Source organism: Azospirillum sp. OGB3 (assembly GCF_014192915.1).
In the GTDB taxonomy this organism is placed as follows: Bacteria; Pseudomonadota; Alphaproteobacteria; order Azospirillales; family Azospirillaceae; genus Azospirillum.
Window position 1 is genome coordinate 170,324 of the sequence record NZ_JACHYN010000011.1, and the last position, 17,989, is coordinate 188,312.

General features: G+C 67.4%; 16 protein-coding genes. 14 read left to right on the forward strand and 2 right to left on the reverse strand.

Going from position 1 to position 17,989, the window contains the following annotated elements; translation table 11 throughout:
- Nucleotides 1–34: 34 nt before the first annotated feature.
- Entirely contained in the window at nucleotides 35–892 is an 858-nt protein-coding gene (locus tag FHW79_RS21195; RefSeq protein ID WP_183180755.1) for a dienelactone hydrolase family protein, read from the forward strand.
- 4 nt (nucleotides 893–896) lie between these two features.
- Here the strand turns inward: FHW79_RS21195 and FHW79_RS21200 are convergent, their stop codons facing one another.
- Nucleotides 897–1,784, reverse strand: a complete 888-nt coding sequence (locus tag FHW79_RS21200; RefSeq protein WP_183180756.1) for an EamA family transporter — start codon at nucleotides 1,782–1,784, stop codon at nucleotides 897–899.
- An 81-nt stretch (nucleotides 1,785–1,865) separates the two neighbouring features.
- Entirely contained in the window at nucleotides 1,866–2,468 is a 603-nt protein-coding gene (locus FHW79_RS21205; protein WP_183180757.1) for a hypothetical protein, read from the reverse strand.
- Nucleotides 2,469–2,658: 190 nt separating this feature from the next.
- Here FHW79_RS21205 and dnaE point away from each other — a divergent pair, with 190 nt between their 5' ends.
- From dnaE to lpxA, 13 genes are all read left to right on the forward strand, one after another.
- Nucleotides 2,659–6,141: a DNA polymerase III subunit alpha gene (gene dnaE, locus FHW79_RS21210; protein ID WP_183180797.1), complete on the forward strand. Its 3,483-nt coding sequence runs from the start codon at nucleotides 2,659–2,661 to the stop codon at nucleotides 6,139–6,141.
- Nucleotides 6,142–6,363: 222 nt separating this feature from the next.
- Entirely contained in the window at nucleotides 6,364–7,158 is a 795-nt protein-coding gene (rpsB, locus tag FHW79_RS21215; RefSeq protein WP_145678218.1) for a 30S ribosomal protein S2, read from the forward strand.
- Nucleotides 7,159–7,273: 115 nt separating this feature from the next.
- Nucleotides 7,274–8,203, forward strand: coding sequence for a translation elongation factor Ts (gene tsf, locus FHW79_RS21220; RefSeq protein WP_183180758.1), 930 nt, complete (start codon nucleotides 7,274–7,276; stop codon nucleotides 8,201–8,203).
- A 54-nt stretch (nucleotides 8,204–8,257) separates the two neighbouring features.
- On the forward strand, nucleotides 8,258–9,013 hold the full coding sequence (gene pyrH / locus FHW79_RS21225) for a UMP kinase (protein ID WP_014240152.1): 756 nt from the start codon (nucleotides 8,258–8,260) through the stop codon (nucleotides 9,011–9,013).
- Between the two features lie 3 nt (nucleotides 9,014–9,016).
- Nucleotides 9,017–9,586 (forward strand): ribosome recycling factor, encoded by a 570-nt coding sequence (gene frr, locus FHW79_RS21230; RefSeq protein ID WP_035673102.1) that lies wholly within the window; start codon nucleotides 9,017–9,019, stop codon nucleotides 9,584–9,586.
- A gap of 4 nt (nucleotides 9,587–9,590) precedes the next feature.
- Entirely contained in the window at nucleotides 9,591–10,328 is a 738-nt protein-coding gene (locus tag FHW79_RS21235) for an isoprenyl transferase (protein ID WP_183180759.1), read from the forward strand.
- Nucleotides 10,273–11,121 (forward strand): phosphatidate cytidylyltransferase, encoded by an 849-nt coding sequence (locus FHW79_RS21240; RefSeq protein ID WP_183180760.1) that lies wholly within the window; start codon nucleotides 10,273–10,275, stop codon nucleotides 11,119–11,121. The genes FHW79_RS21235 and FHW79_RS21240 overlap by 56 nt, the downstream gene beginning before the upstream one ends.
- 7 nt (nucleotides 11,122–11,128) lie before the next feature.
- Complete coding sequence (locus FHW79_RS21245; protein ID WP_183180761.1) at nucleotides 11,129–12,319, forward strand: 1-deoxy-D-xylulose-5-phosphate reductoisomerase; 1,191 nt, start codon at nucleotides 11,129–11,131, stop codon at nucleotides 12,317–12,319.
- Nucleotides 12,320–12,373: 54 nt separating this feature from the next.
- Nucleotides 12,374–13,507, forward strand: a complete 1,134-nt coding sequence (rseP, locus tag FHW79_RS21250) for an RIP metalloprotease RseP (RefSeq protein WP_183180798.1) — start codon at nucleotides 12,374–12,376, stop codon at nucleotides 13,505–13,507.
- A 29-nt stretch (nucleotides 13,508–13,536) separates the two neighbouring features.
- Nucleotides 13,537–15,906 carry an outer membrane protein assembly factor BamA gene (gene bamA, locus FHW79_RS21255; protein ID WP_183180762.1) on the forward strand — a complete coding sequence of 790 codons (2,370 nt, stop codon included), beginning with the start codon at nucleotides 13,537–13,539 and terminating at the stop codon, nucleotides 15,904–15,906.
- 1 nt (nucleotide 15,907) lies between these two features.
- On the forward strand, nucleotides 15,908–16,486 hold the full coding sequence (locus FHW79_RS21260) for an OmpH family outer membrane protein (RefSeq protein WP_183180763.1): 579 nt from the start codon (nucleotides 15,908–15,910) through the stop codon (nucleotides 16,484–16,486).
- A gap of 196 nt (nucleotides 16,487–16,682) precedes the next feature.
- Nucleotides 16,683–17,153 (forward strand): 3-hydroxyacyl-ACP dehydratase FabZ, encoded by a 471-nt coding sequence (fabZ, locus tag FHW79_RS21265; protein WP_014240160.1) that lies wholly within the window; start codon nucleotides 16,683–16,685, stop codon nucleotides 17,151–17,153.
- Nucleotides 17,150–17,938, forward strand: coding sequence for an acyl-ACP--UDP-N-acetylglucosamine O-acyltransferase (lpxA, locus tag FHW79_RS21270; protein WP_183180764.1), 789 nt, complete (start codon nucleotides 17,150–17,152; stop codon nucleotides 17,936–17,938). The genes fabZ and lpxA overlap by 4 nt, the downstream gene beginning before the upstream one ends.
- Nucleotides 17,939–17,989: the final 51 nt, after the last annotated feature.

Genomic DNA, 17,989 nt, shown 5'->3' on the forward strand with positions numbered 1-17,989 from the left:
CTTCGCGCAACTCAACAAGGAGGGACCGGAGTCCATGGATCAGAAGATCATCGATCTGTACGACGAGTACACCCACCGGCCGCTGCCGCGCCGCGTCTTCCTGGAGCGGCTGGCGGTGCTGGCGGGCAGCGCGGCGGCCATTCCGGCGATCCTCTCCCAGATCGAGCCGAACTACGCCCTGGCCGCCGAGATCCCGGAGGACGACAGCCGAATCGCCACGGACCGCGTCACCTTCCAGGGGGCGACCGGCGACGTTCAGGCCTACCGGGCCCGCCCGAAGCTGGCCGAGCAGGCGCCGTCGGTGGTGGTGATCCACGAGAACCGCGGCCTGAACCCCTACATCGAAGACGTGACGCGGCGGCTGGCGGTGGCCGGTTTCGTCGCCATGGCGCCGGACCTGCTGTCCCCGCTCGGCGGCACCCCGCAGGACCCCGACCGTGCCCGGGAGATGATCGGCCAGCTCGACCCCGACAAGGTGGTGAACAACCTGATCGCGTCGATGAGCGACCTGATGGCCTACCGCTACTCCAACGCCAAGGTGGGCGCCATCGGCTTCTGCTGGGGCGGCGGCATGACCAACCGGTTGGCCATCAAGGCGCCGGACCTCAAGGCGGGCGTCGTCTTCTACGGCCCGTCGCCCGACCCGGCGCTCGTCACGACCATCAAGTCGCCGCTTCAGCTTCACTACGCAGGGCTGGACAACAATGTGAACGCCAAGGTCCCGGCCTATGAGGAGGCCCTGAAAAAGGGCGGCAAGTCCTACGAACTCTTCATGTACGACAACGTGAATCACGCCTTCCACAACGACACGTCGGCGGAGCGCTACAACAAGGAGGCGGCCGAGCTTGCCTGGGGGCGGTCCGTGGAGTTCCTGAAGAAGAACCTGACCTGAGCGATTACGAGCGGCGGGTGGCGGGCCGTGCGGAGGGCAGCTTCAGCACGGCCACCGCCAGCCCGGCCAGGACCAGAAGCGCGCCGGCCATCTTCAGCGGTGTGAAGCTCTCCCCCAGGACCAGCGCGCTGGAACTCATGCCGAAGACCGGCACCAGCAGCGAGAAGGGGGCCACCAGGCTCGCCGGGTAGTGACGCAGCAGGAAGCCCCAGGCGGCGAAGCCGAACAGCGTTGCCCCGAAGGCGATGTAGGCCACCGCCCCGACACCCAGCGGAGTCAGATGGGTCAGGGCCTGCCACGCCCGCTCCGGGCCCTCCATCCCAAGCGACAGCAGCAGCAGCGGGATGGGCGGCACCACGCTGACCCACAGCATCATGCGGAACAGGTCCGGCGCCCTGGCCTGCTTCATCAGCAGGTTCGCCACACCCCAGGTGGCCGCGGCGGCCATGACCAGCCCCAGACCGAGCAGCGAATCGCCCGCCGGCATCTCCAGCGCGATCAGGCCGATCCCGGCGAAGGCCACCGCCATGCCCAGCACCTGCTTCGGACCGGGCCGTTCGCCGAGCACCGCCGCGGCGAACAGGGCGGTGAAGAAGGCCTGCGATTGCAGCACCAGCGACGACAGCCCCGCCGGCATGCCGATGTCCATCCCGACGAACAGCAGCGAGAACTTCACCACCCCCAGCACCATCCCGATGCCCAGGATGAAGCGCCAAGGCACCGGCGGACCGCCGCGAACCCCCAGCACGAGAAGCGGCAGCGCCGCCAGCGCGAAGCGCAGGGCGCAGAACAGGATCGGCGGAAAGTCCGCGAGGCCGACCTTGATGGCGACGAAGTTGAAGCCCCAGATCGCCGCGACGGCGACGGCAAGGCCGATGTGGGCGGTGCGCATGGGGTGGAGGCTAGAGGCGGGCAACCCGTCGGTCAATGCGGTGTCCGATGCACCCGTTGCGGGTCAGATCCCCGAATCGCTTCACTTGTCCGTGTGCAGGATGCGGCACTCGTCCAGGGCGGCCAGCGCCCAGGAGGAACCGCCGAGATTGACGTCGCCGATCTCCGCCCCGCCGCCGTCCCGCTGCAGCGTCACCGCGCGCGACCGCATGAAGGGCTCGAACAGGTCCTCGTATTTCGGCAGCTCGACCGGAACCACCACGCCGCCGTCGGGCAGGGGGCTGGCCTCCAGCGCCATGGTCTCGCCGTCGGGGAAGATGGCGGTCAGGCGGCTTTCCGTGTCCTTGCCGGCCTGGGCGTGCTGGTCGGCGTTGACCAGCATGGCCGCCCCCTTCGCCGTCGCTCGGAAGGAGAGGGGGGAGGAGTCGTCGGTCCGCGTGGCGTAGCAGTAGGCCGAGCCGGTCTTGGTCGCCGGATGGGCCCGCACGACCCAGCCCTTGTTCTGCGCGACGACTCGCCCCGGCGCGTCGGACAGGGGAGAGGCGGGCGTATCGGTCGGCGGCGGCCGGTGGGTCTGCTCCGCGGACGGTGCGGGGGCGCCGGTGGTCTGGCAAGCCGTGAGGAGCGTGGCCGCCAGCACCGCCAGGACGGCGCTGGAGCGGATGCGGCGCATGGAACGGGTCATTCTTGGATCGTGGCTCTGCCTCTTTCGATAGCACGAACACGCATGATCGGGGACTCTTCCCTTGCCCTCGATCGGGTTGGCGCATCGCCGCATGGCCGGGCCCGCGCTTGGTCCCTTGCAGTGCGGGACGGGATGCGCGACGACTAAGGGGAGACGTCCCCCTTCGCTGGAACCGGTGCCCATCCCCGCCATGCCCCACGCCGACTTCATCCACCTGCGCGTCCACTCCGCCTATTCCCTGTCCGAGGGCGCCATCAAGGTGAAGGAGCTGGTCAAGCTCTGCCAGAAGAAGGAGATGCCGGCGGTGGCCGTGACCGACACCGGCAACCTGTTCGGCGCGCTGGAGTTCGCGCTGGCCGCGGCGGATTCGGGCGTGCAGCCGATCATCGGCACGGTCCTGGGCATCACCCGAGTCGGACCCGCCAACGGCAAGCCGGGCCTGCCGGGCAAGGCGGCGTCGGTCCCCGACCAGCTCGTCCTGCTCTGCCAGACCGACGAGGGCTACCGGAACCTGATGAAGCTGGTCTCCAAGGCCTTCCTGGAATCGGACCCGATGGCCGGGCCGCAGATTCCGCTGGACGCGCTGGAGGGCCATTCGGCCGGGCTGATCGCGCTGACCGGCGGTCCCGCCGGCTCGGTCGGTCGGCTGCTGGGCGAAGGGCAGAAGGATCTGGCGCTCGACGTGCTGGAACGGCTGAAGCGGCTGTTCCCCGGCCGGCTCTACGTCGAGCTTCAGCGCCACCGCGACCATTTCGCGGTGATCGAGGACGCCATCGAACCGGCGCTGATCGACCTCGCCTACGCCCACGATCTGCCGCTGGTCGCCACCAACGACTGCTATTTTGCGACCGAGGACATGTACGAGGCGCATGACGCGCTGCTCTGCATCGCCGAGGGCGCCTACATCAGCCAGACCGAGCGCCGCCGCCTGACCCCCGACCACCGTTTCAAGTCGGCCGAGGAGATGCGGGACCTGTTCAAGGACCTGCCGGAGGCGGTGGACAACACGGTCGCCATCGCCCGGCGCTGCTCCTTCCTGCTGAAGCCGATCAAGCCGATCCTGCCGCCCTTCCCCTGCGAGGGCGGCCGCGACGAAGGGGAGGAACTGCGCGCCCAGTCCCGCGAGGGCCTGGAGATGCGGCTGAACAGCGTCGTCTACACGCCCGACATGACGCCGGAGCAGCGCGCGGAAACCCGCAAAACCTACTTCCAGCGGCTGGAGTTCGAGCTGGACGTCATCGTGTCGATGAAGTTCCCCGGCTACTTCCTGATCGTGTCGGACTTCATCAAGTGGGCCAAGGCGCACGACATCCCGGTGGGGCCGGGCCGCGGTTCGGGCGCCGGCTCGGTCGTCGCCTGGGCGCTGACCATCACCGACCTGGACCCGCTGCGCTTCGGCCTGCTGTTCGAGCGCTTCTTGAATCCCGAACGCGTGTCCATGCCCGACTTCGACGTGGATTTCTGCCAGGACCGCCGCGAGGAGGTGATCCGCTACGTCCAGGACAAGTACGGCTACGACCGCGTCGCCCAGATCATCACCTTCGGTAAGCTGCAGGCCCGCGCCGTGCTGCGCGACGTCGGGCGCGTGCTGCAGATGCCCTACGGGCAGGTGGACAAGATCTGCAAGCTGGTGCCGAACAACCCGGCCAACCCGGTGACTCTCCAGCAGGCGCTCGACAGCGAGGAGATGCTGCGCCAAGCCCGCGACGGCGACGAGACGGTGGCGCGCCTCGTCAACATCGCGCTGAAGCTGGAGGGGCTGTATCGCCACGCTTCGACCCACGCGGCGGGCGTGGTGATCGCCGACCGGCCGCTGCACGATCTGGTGCCGCTGTACCGAGACCCGCGCTCCGACATGCCGGTCACCCAGTTCAACATGAAGTTCGTCGAGCAGGCTGGGCTGGTGAAGTTCGACTTCCTCGGCCTGAAGACGCTGACCGTGTTGAAGACGGCGGTGGACCTGATCCCCGAGAAGCCGGACCTGACCACCGTCACGCTGGACGACCCGCGAAGCTACGAGATCCTCGGCCGCGCCGAATCGACCGGCGTGTTCCAGCTGGAAAGCTCGGGCATGCGCGACGTGCTGCGCCGGCTGAAGCCGAACCGGCTGGAGGACATCATCGCGCTGGTGTCGCTCTACCGCCCCGGTCCGATGGACAACATCCCCAAATACATCAAGGTGAAGAACGGGGAGGAGCTGCCCGACTACATGAATCCGGCCCTGGAGCCGATCCTGAAGGAGACCTTCGGGATCATGATCTACCAGGAGCAGGTCATGCAGATCGCCCAGGTGCTGTCCGGCTATTCGCTGGGCGGCGCCGATCTTCTGCGCCGCGCCATGGGCAAGAAGATCAAGGAGGAGATGGACAAGGAGCGCGACAAGTTCGTCGTCGGTGCCAAGGGCAAGGGCGTGGACCCCGATCAGGCCAGCATGATCTTCGATCAGGTGGCCAAGTTCGCCGGGTACGGCTTCAACAAGAGCCACGCCGCCGCCTACGCCCTGGTCGCCTACCACACCGCCTATCTGAAGGCGAATCACCCGGTGGAGTTCATGGCGGCGTCGATGACGCTCGACCTCGGCAACACCGACAAGCTGAACGTCTTCCGGCAGGAGCTGGTGCGGCTGAAGATCAAGCTGCTGACTCCGGACATCAACAAGTCCGACAGCATCTTCGGGGTCGAGGCGCTGCCCGACGGCACCAAGGCGGTGCGCTATGCGCTGGCCGCGGTGAAGGGCGTCGGCCTGCCCGCCATGAAGGCGGTGGTGGAGGAGCGGCGCAAGAACGGTCCCTACAAGAGTTTGTTCGACTTCGCCCGCCGCCTCGACCTGAAGACCATCAACAAGCGCCAGCTGGAAAACCTGACCTGCGCCGGTGCCTTCGACGGCATCAACCCGAACCGCGCCCAGGTGCACGCGGCGCTGGAGACGCTGATCCGCTACGCCCAGGCCGAGGCGGCGGAGCGCGACAGCGGCATCGGCAATCTCTTCGGCGGCGCCGGTGGCGGGCTGAAGGAACCGGACCTGCCCAAGGTGAAGGAGTGGGAGCCGCTGGAAAAGCTGAAGCACGAGTTCGGCGCCATCGGCTTCTACCTGTCCGCCCACCCGCTGGACGCCTTCGCCGGCCCGCTGGCCCGCATGCGGGTGGTGCGCTCGGCGGACCTCGCCACGGCGGTGACCGGCGGCGGCTCGACCCGGCGCAGCGTCGCCGGCATCGTGGTCAGCCGCAAGGAGAAGACCGCGAAGTCGGGCAACCGCTTCGCCTTCGTGGAGCTGTCCGACGGCAGCGGCGGCTACGAGGTGACGGTCTTCTCCGAGGTGCTGGCGACCAACCGCGACCTCCTGGAGGCCGGGCGCCCGGTGCTGATGACCGTGGACGTCCAGATGAACGGCGAGGACATCCGCCTGACCTGCCAGGAGGTGAAGCCCTTGGAGGACGCCGTCGCCCAAGTCTCGGACGGCCTGAAGGTGGTGGTGCGCGACAACGCGCCGGTGGAGAGCATCCGCGGCATGCTGGAGCGGCTGGCCCGGGGCAAAGGCAAGATCCACCTGCTGGTCGAGATCGACCCGCTGAAGGAGGTGGAGATCCAGCTTCCCGGTTCCTTCAACATCACCAACCAGAGCCGCGCCGCGCTCAAGGCGGTGCCCGGTGTGGTGGAGGTGGTGGAGCTGTAAAGAACACGCTTGCCATGACGAAGCGGTGCGCGCAGCTCCGCAATTGGCCCCAACCAATTGGCAAACCGGTGTTGCCAAAGCGGTTGCGGCGGGCTATGTAAGCGCCGTCGTCAAAACCTCACGCGGGCTGGCGGTCCCTCGGCTTTACCCCGATGGCCCGATCCGGTGTCCTGTCAAACGGACAGTGCCCGCGGCGGAGCAACCGGAAAAGGACTTTTCCAAATGGCTATCCCGTCTTTCACCATGCGCCAGCTGCTCGAAGCCGGCGTCCACTTCGGTCACCACACCCGTCGCTGGAACCCGAAGATGGGTACGTACATCTTCGGCGTGCGCAACGGCGTGCACATCATCGACCTGGAGCAGACCGTCCCGGCGCTGCACCGCGCCCTGCAGGCCGTCCGTGACGTCGTCGCCGGCGGCGGCCGCGTCCTGTTCGTCGGCACCAAGCGCCAGGCCCAGGAGAAGGTGGCCGAGGCCGCGTCGAAGTGCGGCCAGTACTACGTCAACCACCGCTGGCTCGGCGGCATGCTGACCAACTGGAAGACCATCTCCCAGTCGATCAAGCGCCTGCGCGAGATGGAAGAGCGTCTGGGCGGCGACACCTCGGGCCTGACCAAGCGCGAAATCCTGGAGCTGACCCGCGAGCGCGACAAGCTGGAGCGCGCGCTGGGCGGCATCAAGGAGATGGGCGGCCTGCCGGACGTCCTCTTCATCATCGACACCAACAAGGAGTCGATCGCGGTCAAGGAAGCCAACAAGCTGGGCATCCCGGTCATCGCGGTGATCGACAGCAACTCCGATCCGGACGGCGTGGCCTTCCCGATTCCGGGCAACGACGACGCCCTGCGCGCCATCGACCTGTACTGCGAGCTGGTGAACGGCGCCGTGCTCGACGGTCTGCAGGCTGAGATGAGCGCCGCCGGCATCGACGTCGGCTCCAGCGAGGAGGCTCCGGCCGAGCAGCTGCCGGAAGCCGAAGCGGAAGAGGCCGCGCCGGCTGAGCAAGCCCAGGCCTGAACCCGGTGATACGGGGCAGCCGGGCCTTATGACCTATGGCCCGGCTGCCTTTTTTATGAGTTGTTAGGATCAACCCGATCCGCTTGGATCCGTTCGGAAGGAAGAGGGCGAAACCATGGCCGAGATTACCGCCGCGCTCGTCAAGGAACTGCGCGAGAAGACCGGCGCGGGCATGATGGACTGCAAGAAGGCGCTGGCCGAGACCCAGGGCGACCTCGAGGGCGCCGTTGACTGGCTGCGCAAGAAGGGCCTCGCCGCCGCCGCCAAGAAGTCCGGCCGCGTCGCCGCCGAGGGCCTGGTCGCCGTCGCCACCGCCGGCACCGCCGGCGCCGTCGTCGAGGTGAACGCCGAGACCGACTTCGTCGCGCGCAACGACAAGTTCCAGGCCTTCTCCCTGAAGGCCGCCGAGCTGGTCCTGTCGGGTTCGGGCGACGTCGAGGGTCTGAAGGGCACCGCCTATCCGGACGCCGGCCGCACGGTCCAGGAAGAGCTGACCAACCTGATCGCCACCATCGGCGAGAACATGAACATCCGCCGCTCGGCCAAGCTGTCGGTTCCGGCGGGCGTCGTCGTGTCCTACGTCCACTCGGCCATCGCGCCGGGCCTCGGCAAGATCGGCGTCCTGGTCGCCCTGGAGTCGACCGGGGACGCCGCGAAGCTGAACGATCTGGGCAAGCAGATCGCTATGCACATCGCCGCCGCCCGTCCGGACGCTCTGGACATCGCCGACGTCGACACCTCCGCCCTGGAGCGTGAGCGCAACGTGCTCGCCGACCAGGCCCGCGCCTCGGGCAAGCCGGAGAACATCGTCGAGAAGATGCTCGAAGGCCGCATCCGCAAGTACTACGAGGAAGTGGTGCTGCTGGAGCAGACCTACGTGATCGACGGCGAGACCAAGGTCCGCAAGGTGGTCGAGAACGCCGCCAAGGACGTCGGCGCCCCGGTCAAGGTGACGGGCTTCGTCCGCTTCGCGCTGGGCGAGGGCATCGAGAAGGCGGAGAGCGATTTCGCCGCCGAAGTCGCCGCCGCCGCCGGCCAGAAGTAAGGACCCGGCGACCCGCCGCACGCACTCTTCACACCAACCGGGAGAAAGCCCCCCATGGCCCAGACCACCGGGACCACCGAGCCGGCTGACGGCATCCGCTTCAAACGAGTCCTGCTGAAGGTGTCGGGCGAGGCGTTGATGGGTCAGCGCGACTACGGCCTCGACCCGGAGGTGGTCAACCGCGTCGCCAACGAGGTGAAGGCGGTGATCCAGCTGGGCGTCCAGGTCAGCCTGGTCATCGGCGGGGGCAACATCTTCCGCGGGGTGAAGGGTGCGGCGAGCGGCATGGAGCGCGCCTCGGCCGACTACATCGGGATGCTCGCCACCGTCATGAACGCCCTGTCGATGCAGAGCGCTCTGGAGCGGATGGGTGTCGCGACCCGCGTGCAGTCGGCCATCCCCATGTCGTCGGTGTGCGAGCCCTACATCCGGCGCCGCGCCATCCGGCACATGGAGAAGGGCCGCGTGGTGATCTTCGCCGCCGGAACCGGCAACCCTTTCTTCACCACCGACACCGCCGCCGCGCTGCGCGCGTCGGAGATGGGCTGCGACGCCCTGCTGAAGGGCACGCAGGTGGACGGCGTCTACACCGCCGACCCGAAGAAGGTGAAGGACGCGCAGCGTTACGAGCGCCTGGGCTATCTCGAAGTCCTGGCGAACGACCTGCAGGTGATGGACGCTTCCGCGATCTCCTTGGCGCGTGAGAGCCACATCCCCATACTCGTGTTCTCGATCCACACCCCCGGCGCCTTCGCCGAGGTGATGCAGGGCCGGGGCAAGTTTACGATCATCAACGAAGAAACGGAGTGAGCCGTGGCTGCGCCTGATACATCGGACCTCCAGTCGGATCTCAAGCGCCGCATGGAAGGAGCGCTTGAGGCGTTTCGCAAGGAGTTGAGCGGCCTGCGCACCGGCCGCGCCTCCGCCAGCCTGCTTGAGCCCGTGACCGTCGAGGCCTACGGCGCCCGCATGCACCTCAAGGAGGTCGGCACCGTCAGCGTGCCGGAGCCGCGCCTGATCGTCGTGCAGGTCTGGGATCGCGGCATGGTCAAGGCCGTGGAGAAGGGCATCCGCGATTCGGGCCTCGGCCTGAATCCGCAGACGGAAGGCCAGTCGATCCGCGTGCCGCTGCCCGACCTGACGCAGGAGCGCCGCAAGGAGCTCGCCAAGGTCGCCCACAAGTACGCCGAGCAGGCCCGCGTCGCCGTGCGCAACGTGCGCCGCGACGGCATGGACGGCCTGAAGAAGGCCGAGAAGGCCGGCGACATCTCGCAGGACGAGCACAAGGGGCTCGGCGAGAAGGTCCAGGCGCTGACCGACCAGTACATCAAGCTGGTCGATGATGCGCTTGCGGCGAAAGAAAAGGACATCATGCAGGTCTGACGGCATGCGCGACGCGGAAGACAGCCGCCCCCTGCGCCCGCCCGCGCACGTGGCCGTGATCATGGACGGCAACGGGCGTTGGGCGAAGTCCAGAGGGCTGCCCCGCACCGCCGGCCATAAAAAGGGCGTGGACGCCGTCCGCCGGACGGTCGAAGCCGCGGGCGAGTTGGGGATCGGCTATCTGACGATCTTCAGCTTCTCGTCCGAGAACTGGCGTCGGCCGGAGGAGGAGGTGTCCGACCTCATGCAGCTCCTGCGCTTTTATCTGCGCAGCGAGATTGCCGACCTCCACCGCAACGGCGTGCGCCTGCGCGTCATCGGCGACCGGGCCCGTTTGTCCAAGGACATCGTCAGCCTGATCGAGAACGCCGAGACCCTCACGCGCGACAACCGCAAGCTGACCCTCGTGGTGGCGTTGAGCTACGGCTCCCGCCAGGAAATCACGTTGGCGGCGCGGCGTCTGGCCGAAGAGGTGAAGGCGGGGACGCTCGATCCTGCGGACATCACCGAGGATCGGCTGTCCGAACGTCTGTTCACCGCCGACATCCCGGACCCCGACCTGATCGTCCGCACCAGCGGCGAGAAGCGCATCAGCAACTTCCTGCTCTGGCAGGCGGCGTATGCCGAGCTGGTCTTCGTGGACACGCTCTGGCCTGATTTTTCCAAGCGTGACCTGGAGGCGGCGATTGAAGAGTTCCACCGACGGGAACGTCGCTTCGGCGCAACCACCGGCACCCGCTAAATCCGGCGATTTGAAGACGCGCGCCATCTCGGCGCTCGTCCTGGCTCCGCTCGTCCTGGCCGCGGTCTGGGCCGGCGGTTGGATTTTCCACGCCTTGATCGCGCTCGGCGCCGTGGCTTCCGCCATCGAGTGGGGCAACCTCGTTCCCTGCCGCCGCAAGGGTGCTGCCATCGCGTTATCGGTGGCGGGCGTCCTGCTGGCGCTGGCCGCGCAGATCGCCGCCGGGCCGTGGGCGGCCGTCGTCGTCGCCATCCTGGCCACGGCCGGCGTCGCGGTGGCCTCGGGCGGGCCGGATCGCGGCCTGTCCGGGGGCGGCATCCTTTATGTCGTGGCCGGTCTGGCCGGGCTGATGTGGCTGCGCGACGATCCGGAGTCCGGCCTCGCGTTGTTCCTCTTCACCATGCTCGGCGTCTGGGCGACCGACATCGGCGCCTACGCTGCCGGCCGCAGCATCGGCGGGCCGAAGCTGGCTCCGCGCATCAGCCCGAAGAAGACCTGGGCCGGCCTGATCGGCGGCATGGCCTCCTCCGCCCTGGTGGGGTGGGGGGTGGCTCTGGCCGCGGGCGCGCAACGGCCGCTGCTGGCTCTTGCGGTGGGCGCCGTCCTGGCTGTGGTGGCGCAAGCGGGCGACCTCTTCGAATCCGCGGTCAAGCGCCGTTACAACGTGAAGGACAGCGGCCATCTCATTCCTGGTCACGGGGGAATCCTGGACCGCATCGACGGGCTGCTCGCCGCCGCCCCGGTGCTGGCCCTGTTCCACGCGACCATCGGCACGGCAATCGCATGGTGGTGACGGGGTCATGGTTGTGAAGGCTGAAGGGGCGGAGGACGCGCCGCGCCGCGTGACGATCTTCGGTTCGACCGGGTCGGTCGGCACGCAGACGGTGGACCTCGTCGCCCGCGATCCGGAGCGCTTCCCGGTTGAGGCGCTGACCGCCAACCGCAACGTTGCCCTCCTCGCCGAACAGGCGCGGCAACTTCGCCCGAAGCTGGCTGTGGTCGCCGACCCCGCCGCCTACGCCGACCTCAAGGAGGCTCTGGCCGGAACCGGCGTGGAGGCCGCCGCCGGGCCGCAGGCCGTGGCCGAGGCCGCGGAGCGTCCGTCGGACTGGGTGATGGCCGCCATCGTCGGCGCCGCCGGGCTGGAGCCCACGCTGGCCGCGGTGCGCCGCGGCGCCTGCGTCGCCTTCGCCAACAAGGAGGTTCTGGTCTGTGCCGGCGCCCTGATGATGGAGGAGGTGCGCCGCCACGGCGCCAACCTGCTGCCGGTCGACAGCGAGCATTCGGCGATATACCAGGTCTTCGACTTCGACCGTCTGGACAGCGTGCAGCGCCTGATCCTGACGGCGTCCGGCGGCCCCTTCCGGACCAGGGACCGCGCCTTCATGGCCGCGGCGACGCGCGAGCAGGCGGTGGCCCACCCGACCTGGGAGATGGGCGCCAAGATCTCCATCGACAGCGCCACCATGATGAACAAAGGGCTGGAGATCATCGAGGCGCACTTCCTCTTCGGGGTTCCCGAGGAGAAGATCGACGTGCTGGTCCACCCGCAGTCGGTCGTGCATTCGCTGGTCGAGTATGTGGACGGCTCGGTCCTGGCGCAGCTCGGCACGCCGGACATGCGCACGCCGATCGCCTACGCGCTCGGCTGGCCGGCGCGCATCCCCACGCCCGCCGAACGGCTGGACCTCGTCAAGGCCGCAACCCTGACCTTCGAGGCGCCGGACCCGGAGCGTTTCCCGGCCCTGCGGCTCGCCCGGGCCGCCTTGCAAAGCGGTGGGGGCGCTCCTACTATTCTCAGTGCCGCCAACGAGGTGGCCGTGCAGGCGTTTCTCGACCGCCGGATCGGCTTTCTCGACATCGAACGGATCGTCGAGGGGGTGTTGGGCACGCTGCCGCACCGGCCGCTCCGCGACCTGGGCGCGGTGCGCGACACCGACGCCGAGGCGCGCCGCGTCGCGGCGGACCGGGTCGAAGCGCTGGCACGCTGAGTCTTTTTCCGGGCGCGGACCGCGACGGGGCCGCTCCGGGATGCAAAGGATGTGATGGACGTCATGGGCGGCTTCGGGACCACGCTTCTGTCTTTTCTGCTGGTCCTCACCGTGCTCGTGTTTGTGCACGAACTCGGCCACTACCTCGTGGCGCGCCGCAACGGCGTGCGGATCGAGGTCTTCTCCATCGGTTTCGGCCCGGAGTTGTTCGGCTGGACCGACCGCTCCGGAACGCGCTGGAAGTTCAGCGCCATTCCGCTCGGCGGCTATGTGAAGATGTTCGGCGACGCCGACCCGGCGAGCACGCCCGGCGCCCACACGCAGAGCATGAGCGCCGAGGAGCAGGCGGTCTCCTTCCACCACAAGCGGCTCGGCCAGCGCGCGGCCATTGTGGCGGCGGGACCCATCGCGAATTTCCTGTTCGCCATCGTCGCCCTGACCATTCTCTTCGCCACCGCCGGCCAGTCCTTCACACCGCCGGACGTCGGCGGCGTGCAGCCGGGCAGCGCCGCGGAGCGCGCCGGTCTCCAACCGGGCGACCTGATCGTCTCGATCAACGGCAGCGGCATCCAGCGATTCGAGGAAATCCGGCAGATCGTCTCCATGCAGCCGGGGGCGCCGCTGGAAATGGTGGTGCAGCGCGACGGCCGCCCGGTCAATCTGACGGCGACTCCGGACGTGCGCGAGGTCACCGACCGACTCGGCAACACCCATCGCATCGGCCAGCTCGGAATCATGCGCGGCGGGGCTGAGACGAAGCGCCATGACCCGGTGACCGCCCTGTGGCAGGCGGGCCGGGAGGTCGTCGGCATGGTGTCCGGCACCTTCGTGGCGCTCGGCCAGATGATCGAGGGGTCGCGCGGCACCGAGGAGCTGGGCGGGCCGCTGCGCATCGCCCAGATGTCCGGCGAGGTCGCGCAATCCGGCTGGTATCCGCTGATCTGGTTCATGACCTTCCTGTCGGTGAACCTCGGCATGATCAATTTGTTTCCGGTTCCGCTGCTTGACGGCGGGCATCTGATGTTTTACGCCCTTGAAGGACTCCGTGGGCGTCCTCTCGGACCTAAAGCGCAAGAATACGGTTTCCGCATCGGGCTTGCTTTGGTATTAACGCTCATGGTTTTCGCCACGTGGAACGATCTCGTTCAGCTTCGCGTGGTGGATTTCTTTAGGGGGCTCATTTCCTGAGGGATGCCCCCAAAGCCAGGGAGCGAGCTTTGCGGGTGTCGAGCAGGGTTCTGGCGTTCGGCCTGATGGCCGGTTGCGCCATGACGACGGTTTCTCTTGCCCTTTCCCACGCAGCCTGGGCCCAGGCGGGCGCGCCCAAACCGGGCGCGGCGAAATCCGCCGCGTTCGGCGACGGGACGCTGGTCGCCCAGATGTTCTCGGGCGGCACCATCCGGGACATCCGGGTGGAGGGCGTCCAGCGCATCGAGCCGACGACGGTCCGCTCCTACCTCGCGGTGGCGCCCGGCGATCCCTTCGATCCCGATCGCATCGACCAGTCGCTGAAGGCCCTGTTCAACACGGGCCTGTTCGCCGACGTCGTGCTGAAGCGCGACGGCGACGCGCTGGTGGTGCAGGTGGCGGAAAACCCGATCATCAACCGCATCGCCTTCGAGGGGAACCGGCGCATCGAGAAGGAGAACCTGGAGAAGGAAATCCAGCTCCGTCCCCGCGTCGTCTACACCCGCACCCGCGTCCAGAGCGACGTGCAGCGCATCCTGGACATCTACCGCCGCCAGGGCCGCTTCGCCGCGACCGTCGAGCCGAAGATCATCCAGCTCGACCAGAACCGCGTCGATCTGGTGTTCGAGATCAACGAGGGTGTGCGCACCGGCGTGCGCAGCATCACCTTCATCGGCAACGAGAAGTTCTCCGACGGGACGCTGCGCGAGGCGATCCAGACGCGGGAGAGCGCCTGGTGGCGCTTCATGACGTCGGACGACAACTACGATCCGGACCGGCTGAACTACGACCGCGACCTGCTGCGCCGCTACTACCTCAAGGAAGGCTACGCCGACTTCCGCGTCGTCTCCGCCGTGGCGGAGCTGACGCCGGACCGCGAGGACTTCGTCATCACCTTCACGGTGGACGAGGGCGAGCGCTACAAGTTCGGCAAGATGGACATCAGCACCTCCCTGAAGGCGCTTGACCCGGAGCAGCTGCGCAGCGTGCTGACCACGCGCGAGGGCGACTGGTACAACGCGCAGGAGGTGGAGAACACCATCACCAGGCTGTCCAACGCGGTCGGCGACCTGCAATACGCCTTCGTGGACGTCCGGCCGCGGATTTCGCGCAACCGTGAAAACCAGACCATCGACATTGTCTATGACATTGTCGAGGGGCCGCGTGTCTTCGTGGAGCGCATCGACGTGACCGGCAACGTCCGCACGCTGGACAAGGTGGTCCGGCGCGAGATGCTGCTGTCCGAAGGCGACCCGTTCAGCACGACCAAGCTGCGCCGCTCCGAGCAGCGCATCAAGGACCTGGGTTATTTCGAGCGCGTCAACATCACCACCGCGGAGGGCTCGGCGCCCGACCGCACCGTGATGAACGTCGAAGTGACCGAGCAGTCCACCGGTGAAATCTCCATCGGCGCCGGCTACTCGACCTCCGACGGTCCGCTGGCCGACTTCTCGATCCGCGAGCGCAATCTGCTGGGCCGCGGCCAGGACCTGCGCTTCGGTGCCACCGTGTCGGGCAGCCGCCAGGAATACGACGTCTCCTTCACCGAGCCGTACTTCCTCGACCGCGACCTGTCGGCCGGTTTCGACCTGTTCCGCATCACCCGCGACTATCAGGACGAAAGCTCCTTCGACGAGAAGAGCACCGGCATGGCCCTGCGCATGGGCTATCCGCTGACCGAGAACCTGCGCCAGCGCGTCTACTACCAGCTCCAGAACACCGACATCACCAGCGTTCCCAGCTCGGCGTCCCGCTACATTCAGGAGCAGAAGGGCGCCCGCTTGACTTCGCTGATCGGCCAGGAACTCACCTACGATCGCCGCAACAGCCGCCTGAACCCGACGGAAGGCTATTACATCCGCCTGACGAACGATCTTGCGGGTTTGGGGGGCGACGCGCGCTTCCTGCGCAACCGTCTCGGCGCCGGCTATTACCTGCCGCTGTTCGACGAAAGCTGGGTGCTGAGTACGACGGGCGAAATCGGCTACATCGTCGGCATCGGTGACGATGGCATCGCCCTGTCCGACCGTTTCTTCCTGGGCGGCGACACGCTGCGTGGCTTCAACACCGCCGGCATCGGCCCGCGCGACCTGCGCACCGGCGACGCCCTGGGCGGCACCCGCTACTACCGCGCTTCGGTGGAGATGAGCTTCCCGGTCGGCCTGCCCGAAGAGTTCGGGCTGAAGGGCCACGCCTTCTCCGATGTCGGAACGCTGGGCAAGGTCGACATCAACGACCCGCTCGTTCCCGACGACGAATCGGTCCGCCTGTCGGTCGGCACCGGTCTGTCCTGGCGCTCGCCCTTCGGGCCGATCCGCCTTGACTTTGCGGTCCCGATTATCAAGGAAGATTACGACAAGAAAGAGATCTTCCGCTTCAGCTTTGGAACCAGGTTCTAACATGCAGTTCAGCAAGCTCAGGGCGCTGGTCGCCGCCGGTGCGGTGATGGCGGGCGTCGCGATGGCGACGCCGTCCTTCGCCCAGGACAAGCCGACCGACAACCTCAAGGCGCCGGTCATCGCGGTGGTCGACGTTCAGAAGATCATGCAGGAGTCGAACGCCTCCAAGGGCGTCTCGAAGTCCTTCGAATCGCTGCGCGAGACCTATCAGAAGGAAATCGCCTCGCTGGAGGACAAGCTGCGCAAGTCCGAGGAGGAACTGCGCAAGCAGCAGACCGTGCTGGCTCCCGACGCCCTGGCCAACAAGCGCCGCGACTTCGAGAAGCAGGTCGGCGACGTTCAGAAGACGGTGCAGAGCCGCAAGCGCGCCCTGGAAAACGCGCTGAACGAGGCGATGGCCGTCGTCCACAAGAACATGGTGGAGATCGTGGCCGACGTCGCGCGCGAGCGCGGCGCCAACCTGGTCCTCGCCCGCCAGCAGTTCGTCCTGGTCGACACCCAGCTCGACGTCACCGACGTGGTGCTGGAGCGGGTGAACAAGAAGCTGCCCCAGGTCGCGTTGACCGTTCCCAAGCAGTAAGGCGCACCGGAACGAGCCGCCACGCTCCGCAAGGGGGGCGTGGCGGCTTTTTCTTTGCGCAAAGGGCGGAGCCGGAAAGCCGTCGGTGTCGGGATTGCCAAATCCCTGGAAATGGGGCACAAGGGGCTTCGTCCCGTGCCGCCGCAGGCGAAGCGCGGGGCGTTTTCGTGGATTTTGAAAGGCGGGCGGCCGGACCATGGATGTGACGGCGGACAACAAGAAGATAGCCGACCTCGACATCATGCGGATCATGGAAATGATCCCGCATCGCTATCCGATTCTGATGATCGACCGGGTGATCGACATCACGCTGGGCGAAAGCGCCACCGGCGTGAAGAACGTCACCATCAACGAGCCGTTCTTCCAGGGTCACTTCCCCTCGCGACCGGTGATGCCGGGCGTGATGATCATCGAGGCGATGGCCCAGACCTCCGCCGTGCTGGTGGTCGCCACGCTGGGCAAGGAGTCCGAGGGCAAGCTGGTCTACTTCATGACCGTGGACGAAGCGCGCTTCCGCCGCCCGGTCACCCCCGGCGACACCATCCACATCCATGTGAGCAAGCAGCGCCAGCGCGCCAACGTGTGGAAGTTCAAGGGCGAGGCCAAGGTCAACGGTGTCCTGGTCGCCGAAGCCGTCTATTCCGCCATGATCCTGGACGAGAAATGAGCGTTTCCATTCACCCGACGGCGGTCGTCGATCCGGCCGCCAGGCTGGGCGAAGACGTTTCCATCGGTCCCTTCTGCGTGGTCGGACCGGATGTCCAACTCGGCGACCGCGTGCGGCTGACCTCCCATGTGGTGGTCGAAGGCCGCACGCGCATCGGCGAGGACTCGGTCATCTACCCCTTCGCGTCCATCGGCCACCGTCCGCAGGACCTCAAATTCAGGGGTGAGCCGTCCGAGCTGATCATCGGGCGCAACAACCAGATCCGCGAGCATGTCACCATGAGCCCCGGCACCGAGGGCGGCGGCATGGTCACACGGGTCGGCGACAACGGCCTGTTCATGGTCGGCGTTCACATCGCCCACGACTGCGTCGTCGGCAACAACGCGGTCCTGGCGAACAACGCCACCCTGGCCGGCCATGTCCATCTGGGCGATTTCGTGACCATCGGCGGTCTGTCGGCGGTCCGCCAGTTCGTCCGCATCGGCTCGCATGCCATGATCGGCGGCATGTCCGGCGTGGAGAAGGACGTGATACCCTACGGCCTCGTCATGGGCGACCGCGCCCGTCTGGCCGGCCTGAATCTCGTCGGGCTGGAGCGTCGCGGCTTCCAGAAGGACGAGATCCACGCCTTGCGCGCCGCCTATCGCCTGCTGTTCGGCAACGAGGGCACCTTCGCCGAGCGCATGGACGAGGTCGGGCGCGACATGGGGCAGCAGACGCTGGTCGCCGACGTGCTGACCTTCGCGCGCGCCTCGCGGTCGCTCTGCCAGCCGCGCGAGGGCTGAGGAGCCTTCACGCTCCTCTTTTTGGCTTCTGCTTCCTGGGAGAGTCCCGGC